We start from the raw sequence: 22,571 nt of genomic DNA, 5'->3' as shown, positions 1-22,571 counted from the left end.
CAAAAGCGCCCAATCCTACTATGAGGGACAACCACAACTGGGAGCCAGGGGTAGCAAAGGCATCGGCCTGTGAAAGCAGTGGATCGCATTGGCGAATCTGGGTCCAGCCGTCCTGTTCCCAGGAGCATTCCGGATCATCTTGCTGTAGCGAGGACTCCACCAGCACAAGCCCCACCAGCAGCAGCACCACCCCCACCGCCTGGCGGGCATGGCGTCGCAGCCGGTGACACCAGCGCATTACACGCGCAAGATTCGTTCACCGCGACCGATGCCACTGGCACCGGTACGCACGGTCTCGAGGATGGCCGAACGATCAATCGCACTGAGGAAGGCATCGTTCTTGGCCTGGTCGCCGGTCACCTCGATGGTGTAGCTCTTCTCGGTCACATCGATGATGCGGCCACGGAAGATGTCGGCCATGCGCTTCATCTCCTCGCGCTCCTTGCCGACCGCCCGCACCTTGATCATCATCAGCTCGCGCTCGGTGTAGGCGCCTTCGGTCAGATCCACCACCTTGACCACTTCAATGAGGCGGTTGAGGTGCTTGGTGATCTGCTCGATGACGTCGTCCGAGCCGGTGGTGGTGATGGTCATGCGCGACAGCGAGGCATCCTCGGTGGGCGCCACGGTGAGCGACTCGATGTTGTAGCCACGGGCCGAGAACAGGCCCACCACGCGCGACAATGCGCCTGGTTCGTTCTCCAGGAGAACCGCAATGATGTGTTTCATAAGAACAGATTCCTCTTTTCGCTACCCTCCCCCAACGCCGGTAAGCGCTGGGCTCGGTAGACAATAGATTCGTCAGAAAGGGAAAAGCCAAAGAAAGAGGTGGACGCGTGCCTGCAGCAGGACGCGCCTACCGGGGATGGCGTTTACAGATCGTCCGCGCCCAGCAGCATCTCGGTGATGCCCTTGCCGGCCTGGACCATCGGGAAGACGTTCTCGGTCGGGTCGGTGCGGAAGTCGAGGAACACGCTCTTGCGCTCTTCGCGGGCAATGCGCCGCGCTTCGCGCAGCGCCGGCTCCACGTCCTCGGGCTTCTCGATCAGAATGCCCGCATGGCCATAGGCTTCGGCCAGCTTGACGAAGTCAGGCAGCGAATCCATGTAGCTGTGGCTGTAGCGGCCCGAGTATTCGATCTCCTGCCACTGGCGCACCATGCCCAGGAAGCGGTTGTTGAGCGCGCAGATGATGATCGGCGTCTCGTACTGGCGGCAGGTGGCCAGCTCCTGGATGTTCATCTGCACCGAACCTTCGCCGGTGATGCAGAACACCTCGGCATCGGGCTTGGCCAGCTTGATGCCCATCGCATACGGAATGCCGACACCCATCGTGCCCAGGCCGCCCGAGTTGATCCAGCGGCGCGATTCCTCAAAGCGGTAGTACTGCGCAGCCCACATCTGGTGCTGGCCCACGTCCGAGGTCACATAGCAGTCCGCATCGCGGGTCATCTGCCACAGGGTCTCGACGACAAACTGCGGCTTGATGACTTCCTTGTTCTCGCGGTCGTAGCGCAGGCAGTCGCGGCTGCGCCAGCCTTCGATGGTCTTCCACCAGTTCTGCAACGCATCGGCATCCGGGCTGGCCACGCTCTCGCGGACCATCGCAATCAGCTCGGAAAGCACTTCCTTGCAGTCGCCAACGATGGGCACATCCACCTTGACGCGCTTGGAAATCGACGAAGGGTCGATGTCGACATGGATGATCTTGCGGTCCACCGACATGAAGTGCTTGGGGTTGCCGATGACCCGGTCGTCAAAACGCGCGCCCACGGCCAGCAGCACATCGCAGTTCTGCATCGCGTTGTTGGCCTCGATCGTGCCGTGCATGCCGAGCATGCCCAGGTACTTCGGATTGCTCGCCGGGTAGGCGCCCAGTCCCAGCAGGGTGTGGGTCACCGGGTAGCCCAGCAGGTCCACCAGGGTGCGCAACTCTTGCTCTGCACCGCTCAGCAGCACACCGCCGCCGGTATAGATATAGGGGCGCTTGGCCGCCAGCAGCAGCTGCAGCGCCTTGCGGATCTGGCCGCTGTGGCCCTTCTTGACCGGGTTGTAGGAGCGCATTTCCACCGTCGAGGGATAGCCGGTATAGGCCACCTTCTTGAAGGAAACGTCCTTGGGAATATCGATCACGACGGGGCCGGGACGGCCGGTGCGTGCAATATGGAAAGCCTTTTTCATCGTCAGCGCCAGATCGCGCACATCCTTGACGAGGAAGTTGTGCTTGACGATGGGGCGCGTGATACCGACGGTATCGCATTCCTGGAAGGCATCTGAGCCGATGGCGGTCGTCGATGTCTGACCGGAGATCACGACGATGGGGATGCTGTCCGTGTAAGCAGTGGCAATACCGGTGACTGCATTGGTCAGGCCCGGACCCGAGGTGACCAATGCCACCCCCACCTCACCGGTGGCGCGGGCAAAGCCGTCTGCTGCATGCACTGCTGCCTGTTCATGGCGAACCAGCACATGGTTGATGGTGTCTTGTTTGTAGAGCGCGTCGTAGATGTAGAGAACTGCGCCGCCGGGGTAGCCCCACAGCTGCTTGACGCCTTCGGCCTGCAGTGCCTTGACCAGCACTTCAGCGCCCATGAGTTCTTGGGATTTCTGCGCGGACTGATGCGCCGCTTGCGCCGAGTTCTGCTCGGCCTTGGACATTTCCATGATCAACCTTTGTGAATTTCTCTAACGAAAAACCTCTGGTGCTCCTCGCCCAGCTCTTGTGGAGCCTGCTTGGAACTTGAGGCCAACGGACATGGGCGAGATGCTTGCGACGCCGGACCGTGACCCTTTTGCTTTTTGATGCTTATACATTATCGCACTGCAGCATTGCTTTGCGACAAGCTACGGATTTTTTTTCGATAGGATGCGATAATCAGAGGCTTGATGCGGTGTTTTTTGCCACACTTGGTTGTTATACCCGGGTGAAAAGCGAGAAATCTCTGATTAACCACGGTGTTGGGTACGATTTGGCCACAGAACGAGAACTGTCCGACTTTCTGAAAAGCGTTGAAAAGCGAGCTTTCAAGCGCTCGCTTTTTCATGTGCGCGACCAGGAAGCCGCGCTCGACATCGTCCAGGACAGCATGATGAAGCTGGCCGAGCACTATGGCGACAAGCCTGCGCAGGAGTTGCCCATGCTGTTCCAGCGCATCCTGTCCAACAGCACGCTCGACTGGTTCCGCAGGCAGAAGACGCGCAATGCGCTCTTCACGACGATGAGCGACTTCGAAGGCCCGGATGACGAGGGGGAATTCAACCTTCTGGACATCTACAACGCCGACAATGGAGACGCCGAGCAGAGCGCCGAGGACCATACGGACCGCAAACAAACCCTTGCATTAATAGAAAAAGAGATACAACAGTTGCCAGCGCGTCAACGCGAAGCGTTTCTGATGCGTTATTGGGAAGAGATGGACATTGCAGAGACTGCAGCAGCCATGGGTTGCTCAGAGGGAAGTGTAAAAACCCACTGCTTTCGCGCCATCCAAACCTTGAGTAAAGTGCTTAAGGCCAAAGGAATCGTGCTATGAACCGCCCAAACACCGCCCAAACCGTTGTCCATGCTGAAATTTTTGCCCGCCGCGTCACCGCTCGGCTGAGCGAATCCGAGGCTGATCTCGACTACGACATCAGCGAACGTTTGCGAGCGGCCCGGGAGCGTGCCCTGTCTCGCCGCAAGGTGGTGGCGGTGCCCGCCATCGCGCGCCAGCCCCAGCAAGAGGCGGCTGCGCCCTCCGGCAAACGCAACTGGTGGCGCGCCGTGGTGTCGGCTGTGCCGCTGAGCGCAATGGTTGCCGGTCTGGCGTTCTTTAACGGCGTGCAGGCAGACGAAGGCGCCAGCGAAATGGCTGAGTACGATGCCACCTTGCTGGCTGACGAGCTGCCTCCAAGCGCCTATACTGATCCTGGATTTACCCAGTTTCTGAAGACTGCTGCGCAAAAGCAGCCCACTGACAAGCGTTGAGACACGATTACGACAACGACGAGGTAGCCGGCAGCCCGCCCGCCCGTTCGACCCTTTCTGCGATAGCAGCCAGTATTTTGCTGGCTGCTTTTGCTGTTGTAGGCATCTATGCCGGCAACCAGGCCGCCAACATCTATGGCAGCGCCGCCAGCGACCTGGTGAGCGCCAACAGCGTCACCCGCTCCACGAGCCCGCGCAATGAGGGCCCCAACTGGGATGCACTCGACGACGACCAGCGCACGGTGCTGGCCCCGCTCGAAGAGCAGTGGAACTGGCTGACCACGCAGCAGAAAACCCGCTGGACGATGATCGCCGACAGCTTCGACGATTTTTCGCCGCAGGAGCAGTTGCGCATCGCCGAACATATGAAGGAATGGGCCAAGTTCAGCCTGTCCGACCAAAGCCAGGCACGCCTCAATTATTCCAACATCAGCAACCTGTCCGCCGAGGAAAAGCGCAAGCTCTGGGAAGATTACCAGGCGCTCAGCGCCCGCGAGCGCAAGCGCCTCGCCCAGGGCGGTGTGCTCTACCACGGTGGTGTGGCGCTGGCGCCGCGCCCCTCTGCACGCAGTACCGGCCGGCTGGTCAAGGTGCCGGCGGCGGCCATCAACCCCAACCGCGCCAATCCGCCCAAGATCCTGCCGCCGCCCGAGATCCGCGTGCAATCGCGCGGCATGGTGACCCCGGTAGAGGTCGGCCCGCTGAGCAGCCCGGCACCGGCTCCCGGCAATATGCCTGCGGCGCCTGCGCTGCCGCCCGCCCCCGCTGCGGTGCCACTTCCGCCTGCGGTAGAGACTGCGCCGGTGCAAATGCCTGCCACGGTAACCCCTTCACCGCTGCCGCCGCTTGACAACCAGACCCGCCCCCGCGCGGGCGAATCACAATCGCGCAGCAGCGACAGCCCTGTGCACCCGCCGACCTGATACTGGCAGCATGCAGCCCTCCACCCGCACAACAGCGCCAGACCCTGGCTTGCCCGCCACCCCTTCGCTGTTGCGCGCGCCACGCCTGGCGCGGCGCATGGCCTGCTGGTTGTACGAAGGCATGCTGATGTTCGGCGTCGTGTTCATGGCAGGTTACCTCTACAGTGCGCTCAGCCAGACCCGCCATGGGCTGGACAATCGCCATGGTCTGCAGCTGTTCCTGTTCATCGTCTTTGGCATCTACTTCACCTGGTTCTGGCACAAGGGCCAGACGCTGGCGATGAAGACCTGGCATATCCGCATCGTCAGCCGCAGCGGCCAGCCGCTGTCGCAAGGCCGTGCGCTGCTGCGCTATGTCTGCAGCTGGTTGTGGTTCTTGCCGCCCCTGGTGGTCAGCATGCCCTTTGGGCTGCCGGTGTCTGAAACCCTGGTGCTGCTGACCGGCTGGATCGCCGTCTGGGCACTGGCCAGCCGCTTGCACCCGCAGGGCCAGTTCTGGCACGATGCGCTGGCGGGCACCTGCCTGGTCGGTGCCGATCGCGCAGCCTCAGCCCTGCCCGCACCGGGCCCGTCAGTATAGACGGCTGCCCGAGGGGCACTGCGATTGGCCGTGATGCACCATCAGGATCGCAGGCGATGCCCGCATTCAAATGCTGCAGTGCAATAATAAGCGTGACCGTGCGCCATCTGTTGTAGCGCCTGGACCTGATCCGATGAACCTGCCCGAACCCCGCCCCCCTGCAGAACCTGCCCAGCCGCCGTACAGCCTGGCCGACACCCATGCAGCCAACCCGCAAAAAAGCCGCACGGGCCTGCGCCGCGTCTGGCATGCCGCCGGTTACTCGCTGCAAGGACTGCGCGCGGGCTGGGGAGAAAAAGCGTTCCGGCTGGAGGCGATACTGGCCCTGGTGCTGCTGCCCGTGTCCGCTTGGCTGGCGCGGGACTGGCGCGATTGGGCCTTGCTGATCACTCCGGTTTTTTTGGTGCTGATCGCCGAGCTGCTCAACACCGGCATTGAAATGGCGATGGACCGCTTTGGCCCTGAATGGCATGTGCTGGCCAAGAAGGCCAAGGACATGGGCAGTGCCGCCGTGTTCCTGGCCCTGGTGCTGTGCGCGGCGGTGTGGCTGCCTGCGTTGTATGAAAGATTGTTGAAATGACCCACTCCCCTTCCTTCTCGATGTGCGTTTACTGCGGCTCGCGCCCCGGCAAGCTCGAAGCCTTTGGCGAGGCCGCCCAGGCGGTGGGCCACTGGATTGGCAGCCACGGCGGCCAGCTGGTTTACGGCGGCGGCAAATCCGGCCTGATGGGCACGGTGGCCCGCGCCACGCGCGAGGCCGGCGGCCGGGTGGTGGGCGTGATCCCCAAGGCCCTGGTTGACCGCGAACTGGCCAATGAGCTCTGCGACGAGCTGCATGTGGTCACCACCATGCATGAACGCAAGGCCATGATGGCCGAGCGCAGCAATGCCTTCATCGCGATCCCCGGCGGCATCGGCACCTTTGAAGAACTCTACGAGATCTGGACCTGGCGCCAGCTGGGCTACCACGACAAGCCCATCGGCATCCTCAACGCCAATGGCTATTACGACGGCATGCTGCAGTTCCTGCAGCAGTGTGTAGGCCAGGGTTTCATGGACGAGTGGCAGATGGGCCTGATCAAGAGCGGCGACAACCATGCCGCACTGCTGGCCGAGCTGGTCGAAGAAGCCGGCCTGGCGCAGCAAAGCGCTGCGCTGCGCGAAGTGATCTAAGCAGCACCCAGCAGACACAAAAAAGCGGCCCGTTGGACGGGCCGCTTTGCTTTTGCGGGATCAGCACCGCGCTGTGGACTCAAGCAGCAGCGGTACTGGGGACTGCAAGCTCAGTCGTTGTCCGCCACCGTCTTCGCAAACGCGATACCGATCAGCGAGATCACCGCCGTGCCGACGATGTACCAGGCCACCGGCACCCAGGAACCGTTGTAGGTATTGAGCAGCCAGGTGGCCAGCAAGGGCGCAGTGCCGCCAGCCAGCGCCGCGCCAATCTGGTAGCCCAGGGTGATGCCGGTGTAGCGCACGCGGGTCGAGAAAATCTCCGAGAACAAGGTGCCCAGCACAGCAGTGATGGGCGCCCAGACGAGACCCAGGCCGACGACGGTGGCGATGACCAGGCTGGTCATCGTGCGCTGCTCGAGCAGCATGAAGTACGGAAAGGTGAAGGCGGCCATCACCAGGGTGCCGGCCACAAACATGCGCTTGCGGCCCATGCTGTCCGACAGGCGCCCCATCAGCGGAATCATCAGCGTCGTGACCAAGGTCGCAATGGTCACCGCATTGAGCACGGAGATCCGCTCAAAGCCCAAGGTGGCCGTCGCGTAGCTGACGATGAAGGTCGAGAAGATATAGAACGGCGCCGTCTCCACAAACTTGATGGCGACGGCCACCAGCACCGCGCGCCAGTGGTAGCGCAGGGTTTCGACCAGCGGGATCTTGGCCACATTGCCGCTGGCCTTGGCCTGCTTGAACGCGGGGGTCTCATCAATGCCCTTGCGGATCCACAGACCCAGGAACACCAGGATCGCGCTCAACAGGAAAGGCACGCGCCAACCCCAGGCCAGGAACTGGTCATCGGGCAAGGTGCTCATCACGGTAATGGCCAGGGTCGCCAGCACCATGCCAATGGTCACGCCCATCTGCGGCACGCTGCCAAACAGGCCCTTGCGGTTCTTGGGCGCATACTCGTAGGCCAGCAGCAACGCGCCACCCCACTCGCCACCAATGCCCAGGCCTTGCACCAGGCGCAACACGATCAGCAGAATCGGCGCCCATATCCCAATCTGTTCATAGCCCGGCAGCAGGCCGATCAGCACGGTGGCGCCACCCATCAGCGACAAGGTGATCACCAAGGTCTTCTTGCGCCCGATGCGGTCTCCGATGTGCGAGAAGATAAAGCCGCCCAGCGGCCGGATGAAAAAGGTCAACGAGAAGGTCAGATACGACAGCATCAGTCCCACGACCGGGTCCGAGGTCGGGAAGAACACCTTCCCGAACACCAGCGCCGCCGTGGTCGCATAGAGGAAATAGTCGAACCACTCGATGGAGCTTCCCATCAGACTGGCAATCAGTACTCGCTTGTTGGTGGCCGCAGACGCCGCGGGCCCGGTCGAAGATGTGCGCATGGAAGGAATGAATCAGATAGCAAAAAAATGAAGGGCAGCCCGGCCCGCACAGCGCCCGGGCCAGGGTATCAAGCGGCTGCGGCGCTAAAGGCGTCAAAGGCCAGCGATGCGGCAGCCAGGTCCTCCAGGGCCGTGCCCACGGCCTTGAACAGGGTGATCTCATCGGCGCTGCGGCGGCCCGCATGCTGGCCACGGCACAACTGCTCCAACGTAGCGGCCAGGCGGCCCGGCTCCCAGGCGCCGCTGGCAATCGGATCGAGGATGTCCCCGGCTTTCATCAGCGCTTCCGGGGTATCGACAAAGACCGTGGCGCGGGCAAAGCAGGCGTCATCGCTCTCGCGCATCGCCGGTGTAAAGCTGCCGATCAGGTCCAGATGGGCACCGGGCTGCAGCCATTCGCCGCGCACCAGCGGTGCCGTGGACAACGTGGCGCAGCTGATGATGTCGGCCTGGCGCGCCGCCTGCTCCAGGTCGGTGGCGACCGAGGCCTGCAGGCCCTGCCCCTGCAGGCGTTCGACCATCGCTTGCGCAGCCTCGGGGCGGATGTCCCAGACCTGCACTTCCTGGATATCGCGCACGCAGCGGTAGGCATCGGGCAACAGGCTGGCCACGCGGCCGGCGCCTGCCACCAGCAAGCGGCGGGCATCAGGGCGGCTGAGCCAGCGCGCCGCCAGCGCCGATGCCGCAGCGGTGCGGCGCGAGGTGATGGCATCGCCATCCAGCACCGCCAGCGGGGCGCCGGTGGCTGCGTCATAGAGGATGAAGACCGAGTGCAGACCGGGCAGGCCGCGCGCCTGGTTGCCGGGGAAGATCGATACCGTCTTGACCCCAATGCGCTTGCCGGTCTGCCACGCGGGCATCAGCAGCATGATGCCGTCTTCCGTGCGGGTCTCGCCCGCGATGGCGTGGTTGTGGCGCAGTGGCACTTCGCAGCCCGCGATGAACATCTGTTCGAGACTGTCGATCAAGGCTGCCATCGGCAAATGCTGGGTGGTGTGGCTGAAGTCAAGGATTTGCATGCGGCGCGATAAATTTACTAAAGAGGATTAATTTTCGTATACGAAATTTAATGCAGTTTGAGGCAATAAATTTCTTGAAATAGCTCTTTTCATCTAGGGTTTACCCGAGAATTGGGCCTAAAACGCGGCCGCCAGCGCTGCGCTGCCCTACGGGCCAGCGCACGCACCCCTACACTGGCGAGCACCACAAGAGCCTGCCATGCCCCACGCCCCCCTGCCCCATCACAACGCCGGCACCGATGCCACCACCGATGTGCTGGCCACCAAATTGCGCCTGCTGCGGCGCAACGCCGATCTGACCTTGCAGCAGCTGAGCCAGCGCTGCGGCATCTCGGCCTCGGCGCTGTCCAAGATCGAGCACGGCCAGCTCTCCCCCACCTATGAAAAGATTGCGGCGCTCGCGCGCGGGCTGGATGTCGATGTGGGCGAGCTGTTCAGCCCGCTGCAACAAACGGGCCTGCGCGCCCGGCGCAGCGTCACCCGCAGCGGCGCAGGCCTGGTGCATGCCACGCCGCAGTACGTCTACGAGCTGCTGCACGCCGACCTGGCCGACAAGCGCTTTATTCCGTTGCTGACCACGATCAAGGCCCATGAGCGCAGCGCCTTTCCCCAGTTGCTGAGCCACGATGGCGAAGAGATGCTCTACGTGATGCGCGGCACGGTGGTCGTGCATACCGACAGCTATGCGCCGCTGGAGCTGGCCGCTGGTGACTCCTGCTATTTCGACAGCGTCATGGGCCATGCCTGCATCTCGGGCGGCGATGAGGATGCGCAGGTGCTGTGGATCTGCTCGCACACCACGATCAAGCCTTGAGCCCGCTGCCCAGCGACCGGCAGCAGACATGAAAAAAGCGCCTGGGTGGCCCAAGGCGCTTTTGCGGATTTGGGTGCGGTCTGGATCAGACCGCCGCTTCGTCCAGATCACCGGTACGGATACGGATCACACGCTCGATCTCGGTGACGAAAATCTTGCCGTCACCGATCTTGCCGGTACGGGCCGCATTGACGATCGCGTCCACACAGCGGTCCACGTCCTCGTCCTTCACGGCGACTTCGATCTTCACCTTGGGCAAAAAGTCCACGACATATTCCGCACCACGGTACAGCTCGGTGTGGCCCTTCTGGCGGCCAAAGCCCTTGACTTCGCTGACCGTCAGACCGGTCACGCCCACATCCGCCAGAGCTTCACGCACCTCGTCCATCTTGAAAGGTTTGATAACGGCGGTAATCATTTTCATAAGGCTCTCCTGGGATGGGCATATACACGCTGCGCTGGCAACGCGCGCAGCAACTGGGGCTATTGTGCGTCAAGATTCCGCCGCCGGCACCTCCAGGGCCAAATCTCCGGCAGCGGTCGCATGGCGCGCTGGCTATGCCCCGTCCAGGCGCAGATCCAGCCGGGCAGCCAGCGCCTGGCTCTGGGCATTGAGGCCCGTCACCTGCACCACGCTGCCATGCTTGCGCAGCCGCGCGCATACCTTGCCGAGCGCCTGCACTGCGGTGATGTCCCAGAGATGCGCCTGGGCCATGTCGATGCGCACCGGCCGGGCCTCGATCTCGCGCACATCAAAGGCATCGACGAGCAGATCGGCCGATGCAAAGAACACCTGGCCGCGCACGGCATAGACCAGTTCGGCCTCGCCGCTGCGCTGCACCTGCAGCAGCCCGGACACCTTGAACATGAAGAACACCCCGCTGAGCAGCACGCCCACGGCCACACCGGCAGCCAGGTTGTGGGTGGCGATGGTGACCACCACGGTGGCCAGCATGACGAGGCTCGACAGCTTGGGATGCCTCAGCAGCGCGCGGGCCGATCCCCAGTCCAGGGTCGAGGCTGACACCATGACCATGACCGCGACCAGCGCCACCACCGGCACCTGCGCCACCCAGGGCTTGAGCAGCACCATCAAACCCAGAAGAAAGGCACCGGCAAACAACGTGGACAGCCGGCCACGCCCGCCATAGCGCACATTGCTCACGCTCTGGCCGATCATGCCGCAGCCGGCAATGCCGCCAAAGCAGCTGGCCGCCACGTTGGCCAGGCCCAGCCCGCTGCATTCGCGGTTCTTGGCGCTGGGCGTGTCGGTCTGCTCATCGACCACGCTGGCGGTCATCAAGGATTCGAGCAGGCCCACCATTGCGATGGCCAGCGCCGGCAGCGCAATCAGCTGCAGGGTCTGCCAGGACAACGGCACATCGGGCAGCGCCCAGCGGGGCAAGGTATCGGGCAAGTGGCCCAGGTCCGCCACGGTCTTGAGCGGCAGGTCCAGCGCATGGGCCACGCCCGTCAGCACCAGGATGCAGATCAGCGGCGACGGGATGGCCGTGCTGATGCGCGGCAGGCCATAGATGACGGCCAGGCCCAGCGCCAGCATGGCCCAGGTGGCGCCATTGGCGCCCACCAGATGCGGCAGCTGGGCCGCAAAAATAAGAATGGCCAGTGCATTGACAAAGCCGGTGCGCACCGAGCCCGAGACAAAGCGCAGCAGCACCCCCAGGCGCAGCCAGCCAAACAGCATCTGCATGGCACCGGCCAACAGGCCGGCGGCAAACAGGTACTGCACGCCATGGGCCTGCACCAGGGGCGCGGCCACCAGGGCCACCGAGCCCGCAGCCGCCGACACCATCGCCGGCCGTCCACCCGCAAAGGCAATCACGATGCTGATGACAAAGGAAGCAAACAGCCCCACCGACGGATCGACACCGGCGACAAAGGAAAAGGCGATGACCTCGGGGATCAGCGCAAACGTGGCGACTGCGCCGGCCATCAGCTCGCGCGGCACACTCGGCGCCCACTGGGCGCGGAAATAATGAAGAAAAGGGGACATGGCAACGCGCGCACCCGGCAGCGCCGGGTACCGCTCCAAAAAAGACGGAGGAAATGCGGCAGCACAGGCAGGCTGCGCAATGCCGCGATCAACGAAAGCGAAGGATGGCGCGCCGCGCTATGGCGGATGGCGCCGCGAAAAGCCCGACTGGCGCGTGGCCGCCAGGCGTGCGATGCGCGCGCGCACAAAGCTCTGAAAGCGCGCAGCCCCCAGCTGCCCCGCAGCAAGCGCAAGGGCTGGGCAGGCACAGCGCATCAAGGGCATGGGCGAGGCGTGGGGCGCAGCCTGGCCGCTCAGCCCCGGAAACCGTTGGTGATGGGGTAGCGCCAGTCGCGGCCAAAACCCCGGGCCGACAGGCGCGGGCCCACGGCGGCCTGGCGGCGCTTGTATTCGTTGATGCGGATCAGGCGCACCACCCGCTCCACATCGGCGCGGGGGTAGCCGGCGGCCACGATGCTGTCGATATCGACATCCTGCTCCATGTAGCGCTCGATGATCGCATCGAGCACCTCATAGGGCGGCAGGCTGTCCTGGTCCTTCTGGTCCGGGCGCAGCTCGGCACTGGGCGGGCGGGTGATGATGCGCTCGGGGATGGGGTTGCGGCCGGTGCCATAGGGGTCATGGGCATTGCGCCAGCGCGCCAGCTCGAACACACGGGTCTTGAGCACATCGCGCAGCACCGCAAAGCCGCCCGCCATGTCGCCGTACAAGGTGCAGTAGCCGGTGGCCATCTCGCTCTTGTTGCCAGTGGTCAGCACGATGGAGCCAAACTTGTTCGACAGCGCCATCAGCAAGGTGCCACGGATGCGGGCCTGCAGGTTTTCCTCGGTCGTGTCTTCGGCACGGCCGGCAAAATCATGTGCCAATGCGGCCTTGAAGGCCTCGAACTGCGGCGCAATCGAGATCTCTTCATAGGCCACCGACAGGCGCTCGGCCATCTCGCGCGCATCGATCCAGCTGATGTCGGCCGTGTACGGCGACGGCATCATCACCGTGCGGACCTTGTCGGCCCCCAGCGCATCGACCGCAATCGCCAGCACCAGCGCCGAATCGATACCGCCGGACAGGCCCAGCACCGCACCGGGGAAGCCGGTCTTGCCCAGGTAGTCGCGCACCGCCACCACCAGTGCTTGCCACAGCTGCTGGTTGGTATCACCGGGCGCAGCCACGGGGCCGGACAGTTGCAGACCGGTGGCCGTGGCCTGCACCTGCGCCGACAGCAGATGTTCGTCAAAACCCGGCGCGCGGGCAGCCACCTGCCCATCGGCATTCAGCGCGAAGGAATGGCCATCGAACACCAGCTCGTCCTGCCCGCCCACCAGGTGGGCATAGACCAGCGGCAAGCCGGTTTCGCGGCAGCGCTCGGCCAGCAAGGCCTCGCGGTGGCCGGGCTTGTCCATCTGGAACGGCGAGGCATTGATGACAGCCAGCAACTGCGCGCCCGCCGCCTTGGCCGCGCGCGCGGGCTGGCTGGCCCAGGCGTCTTCGCAGATCAGCAGGCCAATGCGATGGTCTGCGACCTCGAAGACGCAGGTCTGCGAGCCTTCGACAAAGTAGCGCGTCTCGTCAAATTCCCGGTAGTTGGGCAGCAGCTGCTTGCGGTAGCTGGCGACCACCTGGCCGGCACGCACCACGCTGGCGGCGTTGTAGCAGCGGCCGTGGGCCGCATGCTGCGCTGCCTGCGGGTGGCCCAGCACCACCGTCAGATCCGGCCATTGCGTGCTGGCCTGCACCACCTGGGACACCGCCGCATCGCAGGCCGCCAGGAACGAGGGGCGCTGGAACAGGTCTTCGGCGGCATAGCCGCAAATGCCCAGCTCGGGCGTCAGCAACAGCTGCACCCCCTGGGCGGCAGCCTGGGCCGCTGCATCAATGATCTTGCGGGCATTGCCCGGCATATCACCCACAACAAAGTTCAGCTGGGCGCTTGCGATGGAAAAATGGGACATGGATGACTCGATGGCAAGGGGGCAGCGCACCAGAGCCACAATGAGAGTGGGCAAGGCCCGCGCCTGGTGCAGCCAAAGAGTCTAGCCTACAAACCACAAGGCCTGCGCAGCGGCGCGCAAAACCCGCCAATCCGGCACCGCTGTCCCGGAGTTTGCGGGCAGAATCAGGCTTTTGCACCACTACCTGCAGCGTCCCATGAACTTTGGCAGCGACAACCAAGCCGGCGTCTCCCCCCGCATCCTGCACACCCTGGTCGAGGCCGCCAGCGGCATCCAGTCCGCCTACGGCAACGACGAGTGGAGCCAGCGCGCCGAGCACATGCTGGGCGAGGCCTTTGGCACCCCGGTGAAAGTGTTCTTCGTCACCACCGGCACAGCGGCCAACTGCCTGGCGCTGTCCACCATTGCCCAGCCCTGGAACGCCGTGGTCTGCCACCACATGGCCCACATCGCGGTCGACGAGAACAGCGCCCCCGCCCTGTTCACCGGCGGCGCCAGCCTGCTGCCGATGGCCACGGACAACGGCAAGATCAGCGCCGAAGACCTGGCCGCCTTTGTGGCGCGCACCCCCCATGACGCCCCCCATAACATGGTGATCAGCGCGCTGAGCATCTCCCAGGTGACCGAGAACGGCCTCGTCTACCAGCCGCAGGAGATTGCCGCGCTGGCCACCCAGGCGCATGCCCTTGGCCTGCGCGTGCACATGGATGGCGCGCGCTTGGCCAATGCCGTCGCTGCGCTCCAGTGCCACCCCGGCGATATCACCTGGCGCGCCGGAGTCGATGTGCTGAGCCTGGGTGCCTCCAAGAACGGCGCGCTGATGGCCGAGGCGGTCGTGTTCTTCGACCAGGCGCTGGCCCAGAACTTCTCGCTGCGCATCAAGCGCAGTGGCCAGCTGGTCTCCAAGAGCCGCACCATCGGCGCGCAGTTCTGCGCCTGGCTGGAAGGCGGCCACTGGCTGGAGCTGGCCCGCCACGCCAATGCGATGGCGTCCAAGCTGTCTGCCGCGCTGGCCGCCACGCCCGGCGTGCGCCTGAGCTGGCCCACCCAGGCCAACGAAGTGTTTGTGCTGATGCCCATCGCGCTGTATGAACAGCTGCGCGCCCAGGGCGTGCGCTGCACCGACTGGTACGCCAGCAGCGTGCCGGCAGGTACCCAGCTGCAGGCGGGTGAGGTGGTGGTGCGCTTTGTCAGCTCCTGGTCCAGCACCGACGAGGAGATCGCCGCGCTGATGGACCTGGTGCACAGCCACCAGCGCCAAGCCGCATAACCTGCGCTGTGCAGTGGCGCGGCAGGCGGACCACAATCGGGCCATGACCTCGCTGCCCGCTGACCCCACGCCCGCACCCCGCCCCAGCCTGGAGCTGCGCATTCTGCCCAGCATGGCGGAGTTTGATGCCTCCGCCTGGGATGGGCTGCTGGCCATGCAGCAGCGCCCTACTCCCTTCATGCGCCACGCCTATCTGCAGGCGCTGGAGGTCAGCGGCAGCGCTACTGCAGAGAGTGGCTGGCAGCCTTGCCACCTGAGCCTGTGGCAGGGCGGCGCGCTGGTGGGCGCCTGCCCGATGTACCTCAAAAGCCATTCCTACGGCGAGTATGTGTTTGACTTCGCCTGGGCGCGGGCCTATGCCGAACATGGCCTGGACTACTTTCCCAAGGCGGTCATCGCGGTGCCCTTCACACCTGTGCCCGGCAGCCGCCTGCTGGTGGCCGATGACAGCTTGCGCGCCCCGCTGCTGCATGCCGCCACCCAGTTTTGCGGGGACCAGGAGATCTCGTCGCTGCACCTGCTGTTTGGCGCTGCGCCCGATCTGCAGGCGGCGCAAGACATTGCGCTGATGCAGCGCGAGAACGTGCAGTTCCACTGGCACAACCGCGATGTCCTGGCCGGCGATGCCCGGCCCTACGCCGACTTCGATGATTTTCTGGCCGGGCTGCAGCAGGACAAGCGCAAGAAGATTCGCCAGGAGCGGCGCAAGGTGCAGGCGGCCGGCGTGACGTTTCGCCATGCCTGCGGCACGCAGATCCGCGAAGCGGATTGGGACTTCTTCTACCAGTGCTATGAGCGCACCTATCTGGAGCATGGCAACGCGCCCTACCTGACCCCGGCTTTTTTTGCCGCAATGCGCACACAGATGCCCGAGAACTGGCTGCTCTTCATCGCCGAGCGCGAGGGCCGCCCCATCGCTGCCAGCCTGATCGCCATCGACGCGCCAGGCACGGGGCCGCGCCACGCCTATGGGCGCTACTGGGGAGCCATCGAGCGGGTGGACTGCCTGCACTTTGAAGCCTGCTACTACCAGCCGATTGAATGGTGCATACGCCAGGGCCTGCAATGCTTTGAAGGCGGCGCGCAAGGCGAGCACAAGATGGCCCGTGCGCTGATGCCGGTACGCACCCCCAGCGCCCACTGGCTGGCCCATGCCGGTTTTGCCCAGGCGGTCGAGCGCTACCTGGCGCGCGAATCACAGGGCATGGCGGAATACCAGCGCGCGCTGCAGGACCACAGCCCGCTCAAGCATCCGCAATAAGGCCGGCCCCGGCGCCATTGGACCCTGCCCAAGTTGTAATTAATTTTGTCGCCCGTCAGCTGTGCGTTGCGGTTGTCGGCGATACCGCACAGCAAGCACAAGGCTGCACTGACAAGGCCTGGCACAGCGGCTGCGCACAATGGCTACACCTCAACCAAGCAAGGAGTGACACCATGAACAAGGACCAAGTCGTAGGCAAGATCAAGGACCTCGCAGGCGAAGCACAAGCGGGTGTCGGCAAGGCCATCAACAGCCCCAGCCAGATTGCCAAGGGCAAGGCACTGGAAGCAGAAGGCGAAATCCAGAAGAAAGCCGGTGATGTGAAGGAGACCTTGAAGGATGCCGCGGACGCGGCCAAGAAGCGCCTCTGAGCCTCATCGCGCATCGGGGTGTAACAACGGCCTTGATGAACGTCACTAACTCATACAAATTACCGACATCGGGGCGTCCAAATTAAGGCAATATAAGCCTATTGATTCAACCGAACCCCTCCTTGGCCAGCATTCATTGCTGGCATTTTTTTTGCCTGCAGCACAAGTGCAGGCAGCGCCAACAGCGCCCGCGCCTGCCCCTGAGGCATGCCGGGCATCAACGCTAAAAAAGGGGGTCTGGCAGCGAGGAATCAGGCCGAATGCGCCTGCACCGGCGCCAGGGCCGCCAGCGCGCCCAGCAAGGCCCAGCCCAGTGGCCATTCGCCATGGCCGGACTCCACATTGATATGGCCGGCCGAGGGCACGCGGACAAAGGTACTGCCCCAGCTTTTGGCATAGGCGCTGGCCATGCGGATCGGGCAATAAGGGTCGTTGCTGCTGGCAGCCACAATGCTGGCGAAGGGCAGCGGGTTGGCCGGCACGGGTGTGAAGTCCTCAAACAGCGCACGGCGCTCCGGATCGGCCGGCGCCACAAACAAGGCGCCGGCAATGCTCCCTGCCGCCTTGCTGCGCAGTTGCTCGACCGCATGCACGCTGGCAATACAGCCGAGCGAATGGGCCACCAGGATGACCGGGTGCGGCGCGGCCGCAATGGCCTCCTCCACACTGGCAACCCAGGGGCTGCGATGGGGTTGCAGCCAGTCCTCCTGCTCCACCCGGACGGCGCCCGCAATGCGCGCGGCCCATAGGCTTTGCCAGTGGCCCGGGCCGGAGTTGCGCCAACCCGGCACGATCACAACCGAGACGGGAGCCCCCGTCTCTGCTTCGCCGCGCCAGCCTGGCTGCACAAGGTGCTGGCCATTGAGGTGGGCGGCCGCAATGGCCGCATGGCGGGGCGGGGTGGAGGGGTTGAGCGTGACAAGACAGGCACCAGACATGGATGCATTGTCAAAGCAGCACCTTAGATCAACAACGACTATTTTTGAGTATTGTTATTTCAAAAAATCATATCCAACCCGCCTCCGCCGGAAGGCCATGGACCGACCCCAGCGCAGCAGACGTATTGCAGCCGTCGTCGAACGGGTTCAGCCCACGGCAGCACGTGCTGAACCCGCGCCCTCAGGTGCCATCGACCTGGCCGATGCGCTGCAGTGGCAGGTTCTCGCCCATGAAGTCCAGAAACGCGCGCTGCGCAGGCGCCATATTGCGGCGCGAGACGAAGGCCGCATGCAGAATGCCTTCGGGGATGCTCCAGCCCGCGAGCAATTCGACCAGGTCGCCATTGGCCACCTCATCGCGCACCATCGCTGCGGGCATCCAGCAGGCGCCGATGCCGTCGAGCACCGCATACTTCAAGGTCACCAGGTCATCGGCCACATAGCGCGCCTGGTGGTGAATGGTCACATGCTCGCCTTCGGGGCCCACCAACTGCAAGGTGCTGTTGCCATCGGCACTGGTCAGCGACATGGTCGGGATCTTGCTGCCCAGGTCCTGCGGGGTTTGCGGCACACCGTGCACGGCCAGCAGCTCGGGGCTGGCCACCAGGCGCTGGCGCGTCATGCCCAGGCGCTTGACCACCAGGCTGCCACTGTCGTTGAGGTTGGCGCGCACCCGCAGCGCGACATCGATGCCCTCCTCGATCAGGTTGATGGTGCGGTTGGTCACCAGCATCTCGATGCGCACCTTGGCATAGGTGCGCAAAAACGCCGGCAGCAGTTTGCCCACCGCGCCCTGGGCCAGGGTCACCGGGCAGGACACCCGCACCGTGCCCGAGGGCTCGCGCTGGGTCTGTTCCATCTCGGCCTGGGCATTCTGCGCCGCCTCCCGGGCGGTCTGGGCATGGCGCAAAAAGGTCTCTCCCGCATCGGTCAAGGACAGCCGGCGCGTCGTGCGCTGCAGCAGCCGCACACCCAGCTGTGCCTCCAGATCGGCAATGCGGCGCGACAGCCGCGACTTGGGCACGCCCAGCGCGCGGCCTGCCGCAGCAAAGCCGCCGCGCTCGACCACTTCGGCAAAGTAGTACATGTCGTTGAGGTCGTATTTCATCGTGAGAGGCAGCGTGAGCGCGGTCTGCGCAGGCGGATAGACGGCAAAAAAGTTCGCCCATCATAGTTCTAAAAATAGAACAATCCAACCCACTTCCGCCCCTTAATCCGGCCCGCGCAGAGTGACAGAATTCGTCCACTGGCAAAAATGCTGCGAGCGCAGCAAAAGCCATGACCTGCTTGAAGGACCGACCATGAAACTGCTGCATATCGATTCGTCCATCCTGGGCGCCAACTCCGTCTCCCGCCAGCTGAGCGCCGAAGCCGTCAAGGCCTGGGTGGCCGTGCATCCCAACACCCAGGTTCAATACCTGGACCTGGCCGTCAACACACCACCCCATCTGAGCGCCGATGCGCTGGGCTTTCGCACCGGCCAGGAGGCCAAGACCGAAGCAGAGCGTGCGCAAAATGCCATCTCCGAAACCCTGGTGAGCCAGTTGCTCGAAGCGGATGTGCTGGTCATTGGCACGCCTTTCTACAACTTCAGCATCCCCACCCAGCTGCGCAGCTGGATCGACCGTGTGCTGCAAGGCGGCCGCACCTTCCGCTACACCGCCAACGGCCCTGAAGGCCTGGCCGGCGGCAAGAAGGTGATCGTGGTCGAATCGCGCGGCGGCATCTACTCCACCAGCGAAGGCGGCCGCGCGATGGAGCACCAGGAAAGCTACCTGCAAACCATCTTCGGCTTCATCGGCATCACCGATGTGCATTTCGCCCGCGCCGAAGGCCTGGCCATGGGCCCTGAAGCCCGCGCCGCTGCCATCAGCAAGGCCCAGGCAGAGATTGCCCAGGCCGTGGCCACGCCGCTGCAGCAGACCGTAGCGGCCTGAGTGCCTGGCGCTTGAACAGCCGGAGGCTGGGCGCCCAGCGCGCCCGTTCTCCGACTGGGGCCCGGCACCTGCCACCCAGTGTCACGGGCCCAGGGATCCTTTGCAGAACCCTCGCCAAGCGGGATGGACGCGGATCGCCGAGACCGCGCTTAGACCACAGCAGAGCGTTTTGCAGAGGGATCCCTATTGCCGATCTGAAGAAGCCTTCCGATCGGCTTTTTTTGCGCCTGCATGACAAGCTAGGCCGCTGAATCAGCCTATTGATGCGGTGACAGAAAAATTGTCAACCCGTGGTTACAATCGGCCGCCTCTGCTGCGCTAAAACTGCCTTTTCATGAGCCAACTCGGTATCGTCCTACACGTGTGCGGGCTGTGGATTCTCTCCAGCCTCGATGCCAGCGGCAAGCTGCTGGTCGTCGCGGGCGTGCCGGTGCTGATGGTGGCCTGGTTCCGCTATGTCGGCCATGTGGTGCTGATGGGTGTGCTGGTGCTGCCCAGGCGCGGCATGGGGCTGTTCCGCACCCAGTCGCTCTCGCGCCAGATCCAGCGCTCGGTGCTGATGATTGCCACCACCTTGCTGTTTTTCCATGTGCTGGGCATGGTGCCGCTGGCCGAGGGCACGGCGATGAATTTCATGGCGCCGCTGTTGGTGATGGCCTTGGCACCCTGGCTGCTGGGCGAGCGCCCTGGCTGGCACCGCTGGGCGGGCGTGGTGCTGGGCTTTGTCGGCATGCTGGTGGTCATCCGCCCGGGCGGGCAGTTGTCCACCGAGGGCGCGATCTGGGGTGTGGTGACGGCCAGCACCTTTGCGCTGTTCCAGATCAGCACACGCCGCGTCGCTGCGGACGACCCGCTGACCAGCAATCTCTACGGCGGGCTGTTTGGCGCGTTGGTGCTCAGTGCCTTGCTGCCCTTTTTCTGGCAGCAGCTGGATCTGACGGTCTGGCAATGGCTGCTGCTGGCCTCCACCGGGCTGTCCGGCTTCGTCGGCCACTGGTTGCAGATCACTGCATACAGCAAGACCAGCGCCACCTTGCTGGCACCGTTCAACTACCTGCAGATCGTCTCTGCCACCACGTTGGGCTGGTTGATTTTTGGCCAGTTGCCCGACGCGGCAACCGCTGCCGGCATGGCATTGATCTGCTGCGCGGGCCTGGGCGTGGTGCTGGTCGAAGTCTGGCAACAGCGCTTGCGCAAGCGCCTCTCTGCCTGAGCACACAAGAGGGAAAGCGCTGAAGCGCCGCCCAATACCCCAGCGTTTAAGACCAGCTTCACCATTGAAGAAGTACCCCTTCGCCAATCGCGCACACCGGGGAAACCCAAATATCAAATTGATAGCTATATACGCAAACCCAATGGACGGATAAGGCCCATTCGTTGCAGACGCACAGGTTGCAAAACCGGTCAACTTGGATTGCCGTGCCGCTGAGAGGCCGGGGTGACAATTAACAATTTGGCGGCGATGCTATACATTCGGTGATGACCGTCGCACAAGCGACAAAATTCATAATTCCAGTCACCGAGACGACATGCCATGGACGACCCCATCCTGACCCCCGAAGAGCGCGAAGCCATCAACACAGGGCGCTGGTTCAGCACCCTCTCGCCGACTTTGCGCCACGACATTCTGCGCTGCGCTTATGTCAAGCGCTTCAAGGACGGCGGATTGATTTTCTCGCGCGGCGATGAGCCCGAAGAGTGGGTCTCCGTAGCCCGGGGCTCGGCCCGTGTCAGCTCGGCGTCGCTCACCGGCAAACAGATCACGTTGACCTATGTTGAGCCAGGCACCTGGTTTGGCGACGTAGGCCTGTTCGATGACGACAGCCGCACCCATGACGTCTACGCCCATGGCGAGACCACGCTGGTCTGCGTCAGCAAGGCAGATTTTCAACGCATCCTGCAGACCCATGTGGAGTTCTACCAGGCGCTGGCGCGCATGCATGCGCGCCGCATCCGCAGCCTCTACGGCATGGTGGAAGACCTCAACACGCTGCCGCTGCGCGCACGCCTGGCCAAGCAGCTGCTGCACCTCTCGCGCAGCTATGGCGTGCCCGGCAAGGAAAGCAGCGAAACCCGCATCGGCCTGCAACTGGCCCAGGAAGAGCTGGCCCAGCTGCTGGGCGCCTCGCGCCAGCGGGTGAACCAGGAGCTCAAGTCGATGGAACGCGAGTCTTCGATCCGCATCGAGCCCTCGGGCCTGACGGTGCGTGACAGCAATGCGCTGCGCCGCATTGCGGCGTCGGAATAAGTTCGCGCCAGCTACTCGGCACCCCGGCCCACCCGCTGCGCATTGCGGTGGGCCCGTGCCGAACGGCGTGTCTAGAAGACGCCGTAGCGGTAGGCCACATACAAAGCGGCCAGCACACCGACAACGGCCAGAATGCGCATGATGCGTCCCATCGCTCGCTCTCCCCTGTTTGGATTGCTAAAAGGGCTCAGCCCCGGCCCAGCGCCATCGCGACACCCCGGTTGGCCAGCGCATCGGCCCGCTCATTGCCCGGGTCACCCGCGTGGCCCTTGACCCAGTGCCAGGTGATGCGGTGCTCGCCGCCATGCACCAACGCATCGAGGCGCTGCCAGAGATCCACATTCTTGACGGGCTCCTTGCTGGCAGTGCGCCAACCCTTGGCCTTCCAGCCGGTGATCCATTCGGTGATGCCCTTGCGGACATATTGGCTGTCCAGGTACAGCTGCACGTCGCAGGGGCGCTTCAAGGCTTCGAGCGCCTGGATCACCGCCATCAGCTCCATGCGGTTGTTGGTGGTGCCCAATTCACCCCCGAACAGCTCCTTCTGCGCTGTGCCAGCGCTCAGCAAAGCGCCCCAGCCGCCTGGGCCAGGGTTGCCCTTGCAGGCACCGTCCGTATAAATCACCACTTGGTTCACACCCACTCCTTGGCACACAGCCACGATTACAGGGGGCCACTATAAGCGCATTTGCAACCCCTCTG

General features: G+C 63.9%; 23 protein-coding genes. 13 read left to right on the top strand and 10 right to left on the bottom strand.

What is annotated here, in order from left to right:
- Positions 1-237 precede the first annotated feature (237 nt).
- Positions 238-729 (bottom strand): acetolactate synthase small subunit, encoded by a 492-nt coding sequence (gene ilvN / locus ACCQ08_RS22745; protein ID WP_021024891.1) that lies wholly within the window; start codon positions 727-729, stop codon positions 238-240.
- Between the two features lie 143 nt (positions 730-872).
- Positions 873-2,663 carry an acetolactate synthase 3 catalytic subunit gene (locus ACCQ08_RS22740; protein ID WP_239808759.1) on the bottom strand — a complete coding sequence of 597 codons (1,791 nt, stop codon included), beginning with the start codon at positions 2,661-2,663 and terminating at the stop codon, positions 873-875.
- Between the two features lie 305 nt (positions 2,664-2,968).
- On the opposite strand from ACCQ08_RS22740, the gene ACCQ08_RS22735 reads away from it, so the two are divergent.
- The 6 genes from ACCQ08_RS22735 (at position 2,969) to ACCQ08_RS22710 (ending at position 6,642) form a co-directional block, all read left to right on the top strand.
- Positions 2,969-3,532 carry an RNA polymerase sigma factor gene (locus ACCQ08_RS22735; protein ID WP_239812735.1) on the top strand — a complete coding sequence of 188 codons (564 nt, stop codon included), beginning with the start codon at positions 2,969-2,971 and terminating at the stop codon, positions 3,530-3,532.
- The gene (locus tag ACCQ08_RS22730; protein ID WP_373451074.1) at positions 3,529-3,966 is read left to right on the top strand and encodes a DUF3619 family protein; all 438 of its coding nucleotides are present in this window, start codon (positions 3,529-3,531) and stop codon (positions 3,964-3,966) included. The genes ACCQ08_RS22735 and ACCQ08_RS22730 overlap by 4 nt, the downstream gene beginning before the upstream one ends.
- The gene (locus tag ACCQ08_RS22725; protein ID WP_373451073.1) at positions 3,963-4,889 is read left to right on the top strand and encodes a DUF3106 domain-containing protein; all 927 of its coding nucleotides are present in this window, start codon (positions 3,963-3,965) and stop codon (positions 4,887-4,889) included. The genes ACCQ08_RS22730 and ACCQ08_RS22725 overlap by 4 nt, the downstream gene beginning before the upstream one ends.
- Positions 4,890-4,899: 10 nt before the next feature.
- A complete protein-coding gene (locus ACCQ08_RS22720; protein WP_373451072.1) occupies positions 4,900-5,469 on the top strand; it encodes an RDD family protein in 570 nt (189 codons plus the stop codon).
- A gap of 133 nt (positions 5,470-5,602) precedes the next feature.
- Positions 5,603-6,049, top strand: coding sequence for a diacylglycerol kinase (locus ACCQ08_RS22715; RefSeq protein ID WP_312527138.1), 447 nt, complete (start codon positions 5,603-5,605; stop codon positions 6,047-6,049).
- On the top strand, positions 6,046-6,642 hold the full coding sequence (locus ACCQ08_RS22710) for a TIGR00730 family Rossman fold protein (RefSeq protein ID WP_373451071.1): 597 nt from the start codon (positions 6,046-6,048) through the stop codon (positions 6,640-6,642). The genes ACCQ08_RS22715 and ACCQ08_RS22710 overlap by 4 nt, the downstream gene beginning before the upstream one ends.
- 110 nt (positions 6,643-6,752) lie before the next feature.
- On the opposite strand, the gene ACCQ08_RS22705 is transcribed toward ACCQ08_RS22710, so the two are convergent.
- On the bottom strand, positions 6,753-8,048 hold the full coding sequence (locus tag ACCQ08_RS22705; RefSeq protein WP_239808764.1) for an MFS transporter: 1,296 nt from the start codon (positions 8,046-8,048) through the stop codon (positions 6,753-6,755).
- A 68-nt stretch (positions 8,049-8,116) separates the two neighbouring features.
- Entirely contained in the window at positions 8,117-9,067 is a 951-nt protein-coding gene (locus ACCQ08_RS22700; protein WP_239808765.1) for an ornithine cyclodeaminase family protein, read from the bottom strand.
- A 199-nt stretch (positions 9,068-9,266) separates the two neighbouring features.
- Between ACCQ08_RS22700 and ACCQ08_RS22695 the strand changes: the two genes are divergently transcribed.
- A complete protein-coding gene (locus ACCQ08_RS22695; protein ID WP_312527151.1) occupies positions 9,267-9,881 on the top strand; it encodes an XRE family transcriptional regulator in 615 nt (204 codons plus the stop codon).
- Positions 9,882-9,966: 85 nt separating this feature from the next.
- On the opposite strand, the gene glnK is transcribed toward ACCQ08_RS22695, so the two are convergent.
- From glnK to ACCQ08_RS22680, 3 genes are all read right to left on the bottom strand, one after another.
- Complete coding sequence (glnK, locus tag ACCQ08_RS22690; RefSeq protein ID WP_116925027.1) at positions 9,967-10,305, bottom strand: P-II family nitrogen regulator; 339 nt, start codon at positions 10,303-10,305, stop codon at positions 9,967-9,969.
- A gap of 132 nt (positions 10,306-10,437) precedes the next feature.
- A complete protein-coding gene (locus ACCQ08_RS22685) occupies positions 10,438-11,895 on the bottom strand; it encodes a SulP family inorganic anion transporter (RefSeq protein WP_373451070.1) in 1,458 nt (485 codons plus the stop codon).
- A gap of 293 nt (positions 11,896-12,188) precedes the next feature.
- On the bottom strand, positions 12,189-13,844 hold the full coding sequence (locus tag ACCQ08_RS22680) for an NAD+ synthase (RefSeq protein ID WP_373451069.1): 1,656 nt from the start codon (positions 13,842-13,844) through the stop codon (positions 12,189-12,191).
- A 196-nt stretch (positions 13,845-14,040) separates the two neighbouring features.
- Here ACCQ08_RS22680 and ACCQ08_RS22675 point away from each other — a divergent pair, with 196 nt between their 5' ends.
- The 3 genes from ACCQ08_RS22675 to ACCQ08_RS22665 all read left to right on the top strand — a co-directional run bounded on the left by ACCQ08_RS22675 (position 14,041) and on the right by ACCQ08_RS22665 (position 16,746).
- Complete coding sequence (locus ACCQ08_RS22675; RefSeq protein WP_373451068.1) at positions 14,041-15,114, top strand: low specificity L-threonine aldolase; 1,074 nt, start codon at positions 14,041-14,043, stop codon at positions 15,112-15,114.
- A gap of 43 nt (positions 15,115-15,157) precedes the next feature.
- The gene (locus ACCQ08_RS22670; RefSeq protein ID WP_373451067.1) at positions 15,158-16,375 is read left to right on the top strand and encodes a GNAT family N-acetyltransferase; all 1,218 of its coding nucleotides are present in this window, start codon (positions 15,158-15,160) and stop codon (positions 16,373-16,375) included.
- Positions 16,376-16,548: 173 nt separating this feature from the next.
- On the top strand, positions 16,549-16,746 hold the full coding sequence (locus ACCQ08_RS22665; protein WP_239808772.1) for a CsbD family protein: 198 nt from the start codon (positions 16,549-16,551) through the stop codon (positions 16,744-16,746).
- Between the two features lie 251 nt (positions 16,747-16,997).
- Here ACCQ08_RS22665 and ACCQ08_RS22660 read toward each other — a convergent pair whose 3' ends face one another.
- Entirely contained in the window at positions 16,998-17,684 is a 687-nt protein-coding gene (locus ACCQ08_RS22660; RefSeq protein WP_373451066.1) for an RBBP9/YdeN family alpha/beta hydrolase, read from the bottom strand.
- Positions 17,685-17,865: 181 nt separating this feature from the next.
- Entirely contained in the window at positions 17,866-18,792 is a 927-nt protein-coding gene (locus tag ACCQ08_RS22655) for a LysR family transcriptional regulator (protein ID WP_239808774.1), read from the bottom strand.
- A 193-nt stretch (positions 18,793-18,985) separates the two neighbouring features.
- On the opposite strand from ACCQ08_RS22655, the gene ACCQ08_RS22650 reads away from it, so the two are divergent.
- The 3 genes from ACCQ08_RS22650 (at position 18,986) to ACCQ08_RS22640 (ending at position 21,869) form a co-directional block, all read left to right on the top strand.
- On the top strand, positions 18,986-19,621 hold the full coding sequence (locus ACCQ08_RS22650; protein ID WP_373451065.1) for an FMN-dependent NADH-azoreductase: 636 nt from the start codon (positions 18,986-18,988) through the stop codon (positions 19,619-19,621).
- A 334-nt stretch (positions 19,622-19,955) separates the two neighbouring features.
- Positions 19,956-20,834 carry a DMT family transporter gene (locus ACCQ08_RS22645; protein ID WP_239808776.1) on the top strand — a complete coding sequence of 293 codons (879 nt, stop codon included), beginning with the start codon at positions 19,956-19,958 and terminating at the stop codon, positions 20,832-20,834.
- A gap of 321 nt (positions 20,835-21,155) precedes the next feature.
- Positions 21,156-21,869, top strand: a complete 714-nt coding sequence (locus tag ACCQ08_RS22640) for a Crp/Fnr family transcriptional regulator (RefSeq protein ID WP_021025131.1) — start codon at positions 21,156-21,158, stop codon at positions 21,867-21,869.
- A 187-nt stretch (positions 21,870-22,056) separates the two neighbouring features.
- On the opposite strand, the gene rnhA is transcribed toward ACCQ08_RS22640, so the two are convergent.
- A complete protein-coding gene (rnhA, locus tag ACCQ08_RS22635) occupies positions 22,057-22,506 on the bottom strand; it encodes a ribonuclease HI (protein WP_027010474.1) in 450 nt (149 codons plus the stop codon).
- Positions 22,507-22,571 lie beyond the last annotated feature (65 nt).

It is taken from the genome of Comamonas sp. SY3, from assembly GCF_041730275.1.
GTDB classification, from domain to species: domain Bacteria; phylum Pseudomonadota; class Gammaproteobacteria; order Burkholderiales; family Burkholderiaceae_C; genus Comamonas; species Comamonas sediminis.
The sequence above is the reverse complement of the archived record's forward strand: the minus strand, read 5'-3'. Positions and strand labels throughout refer to the sequence as shown.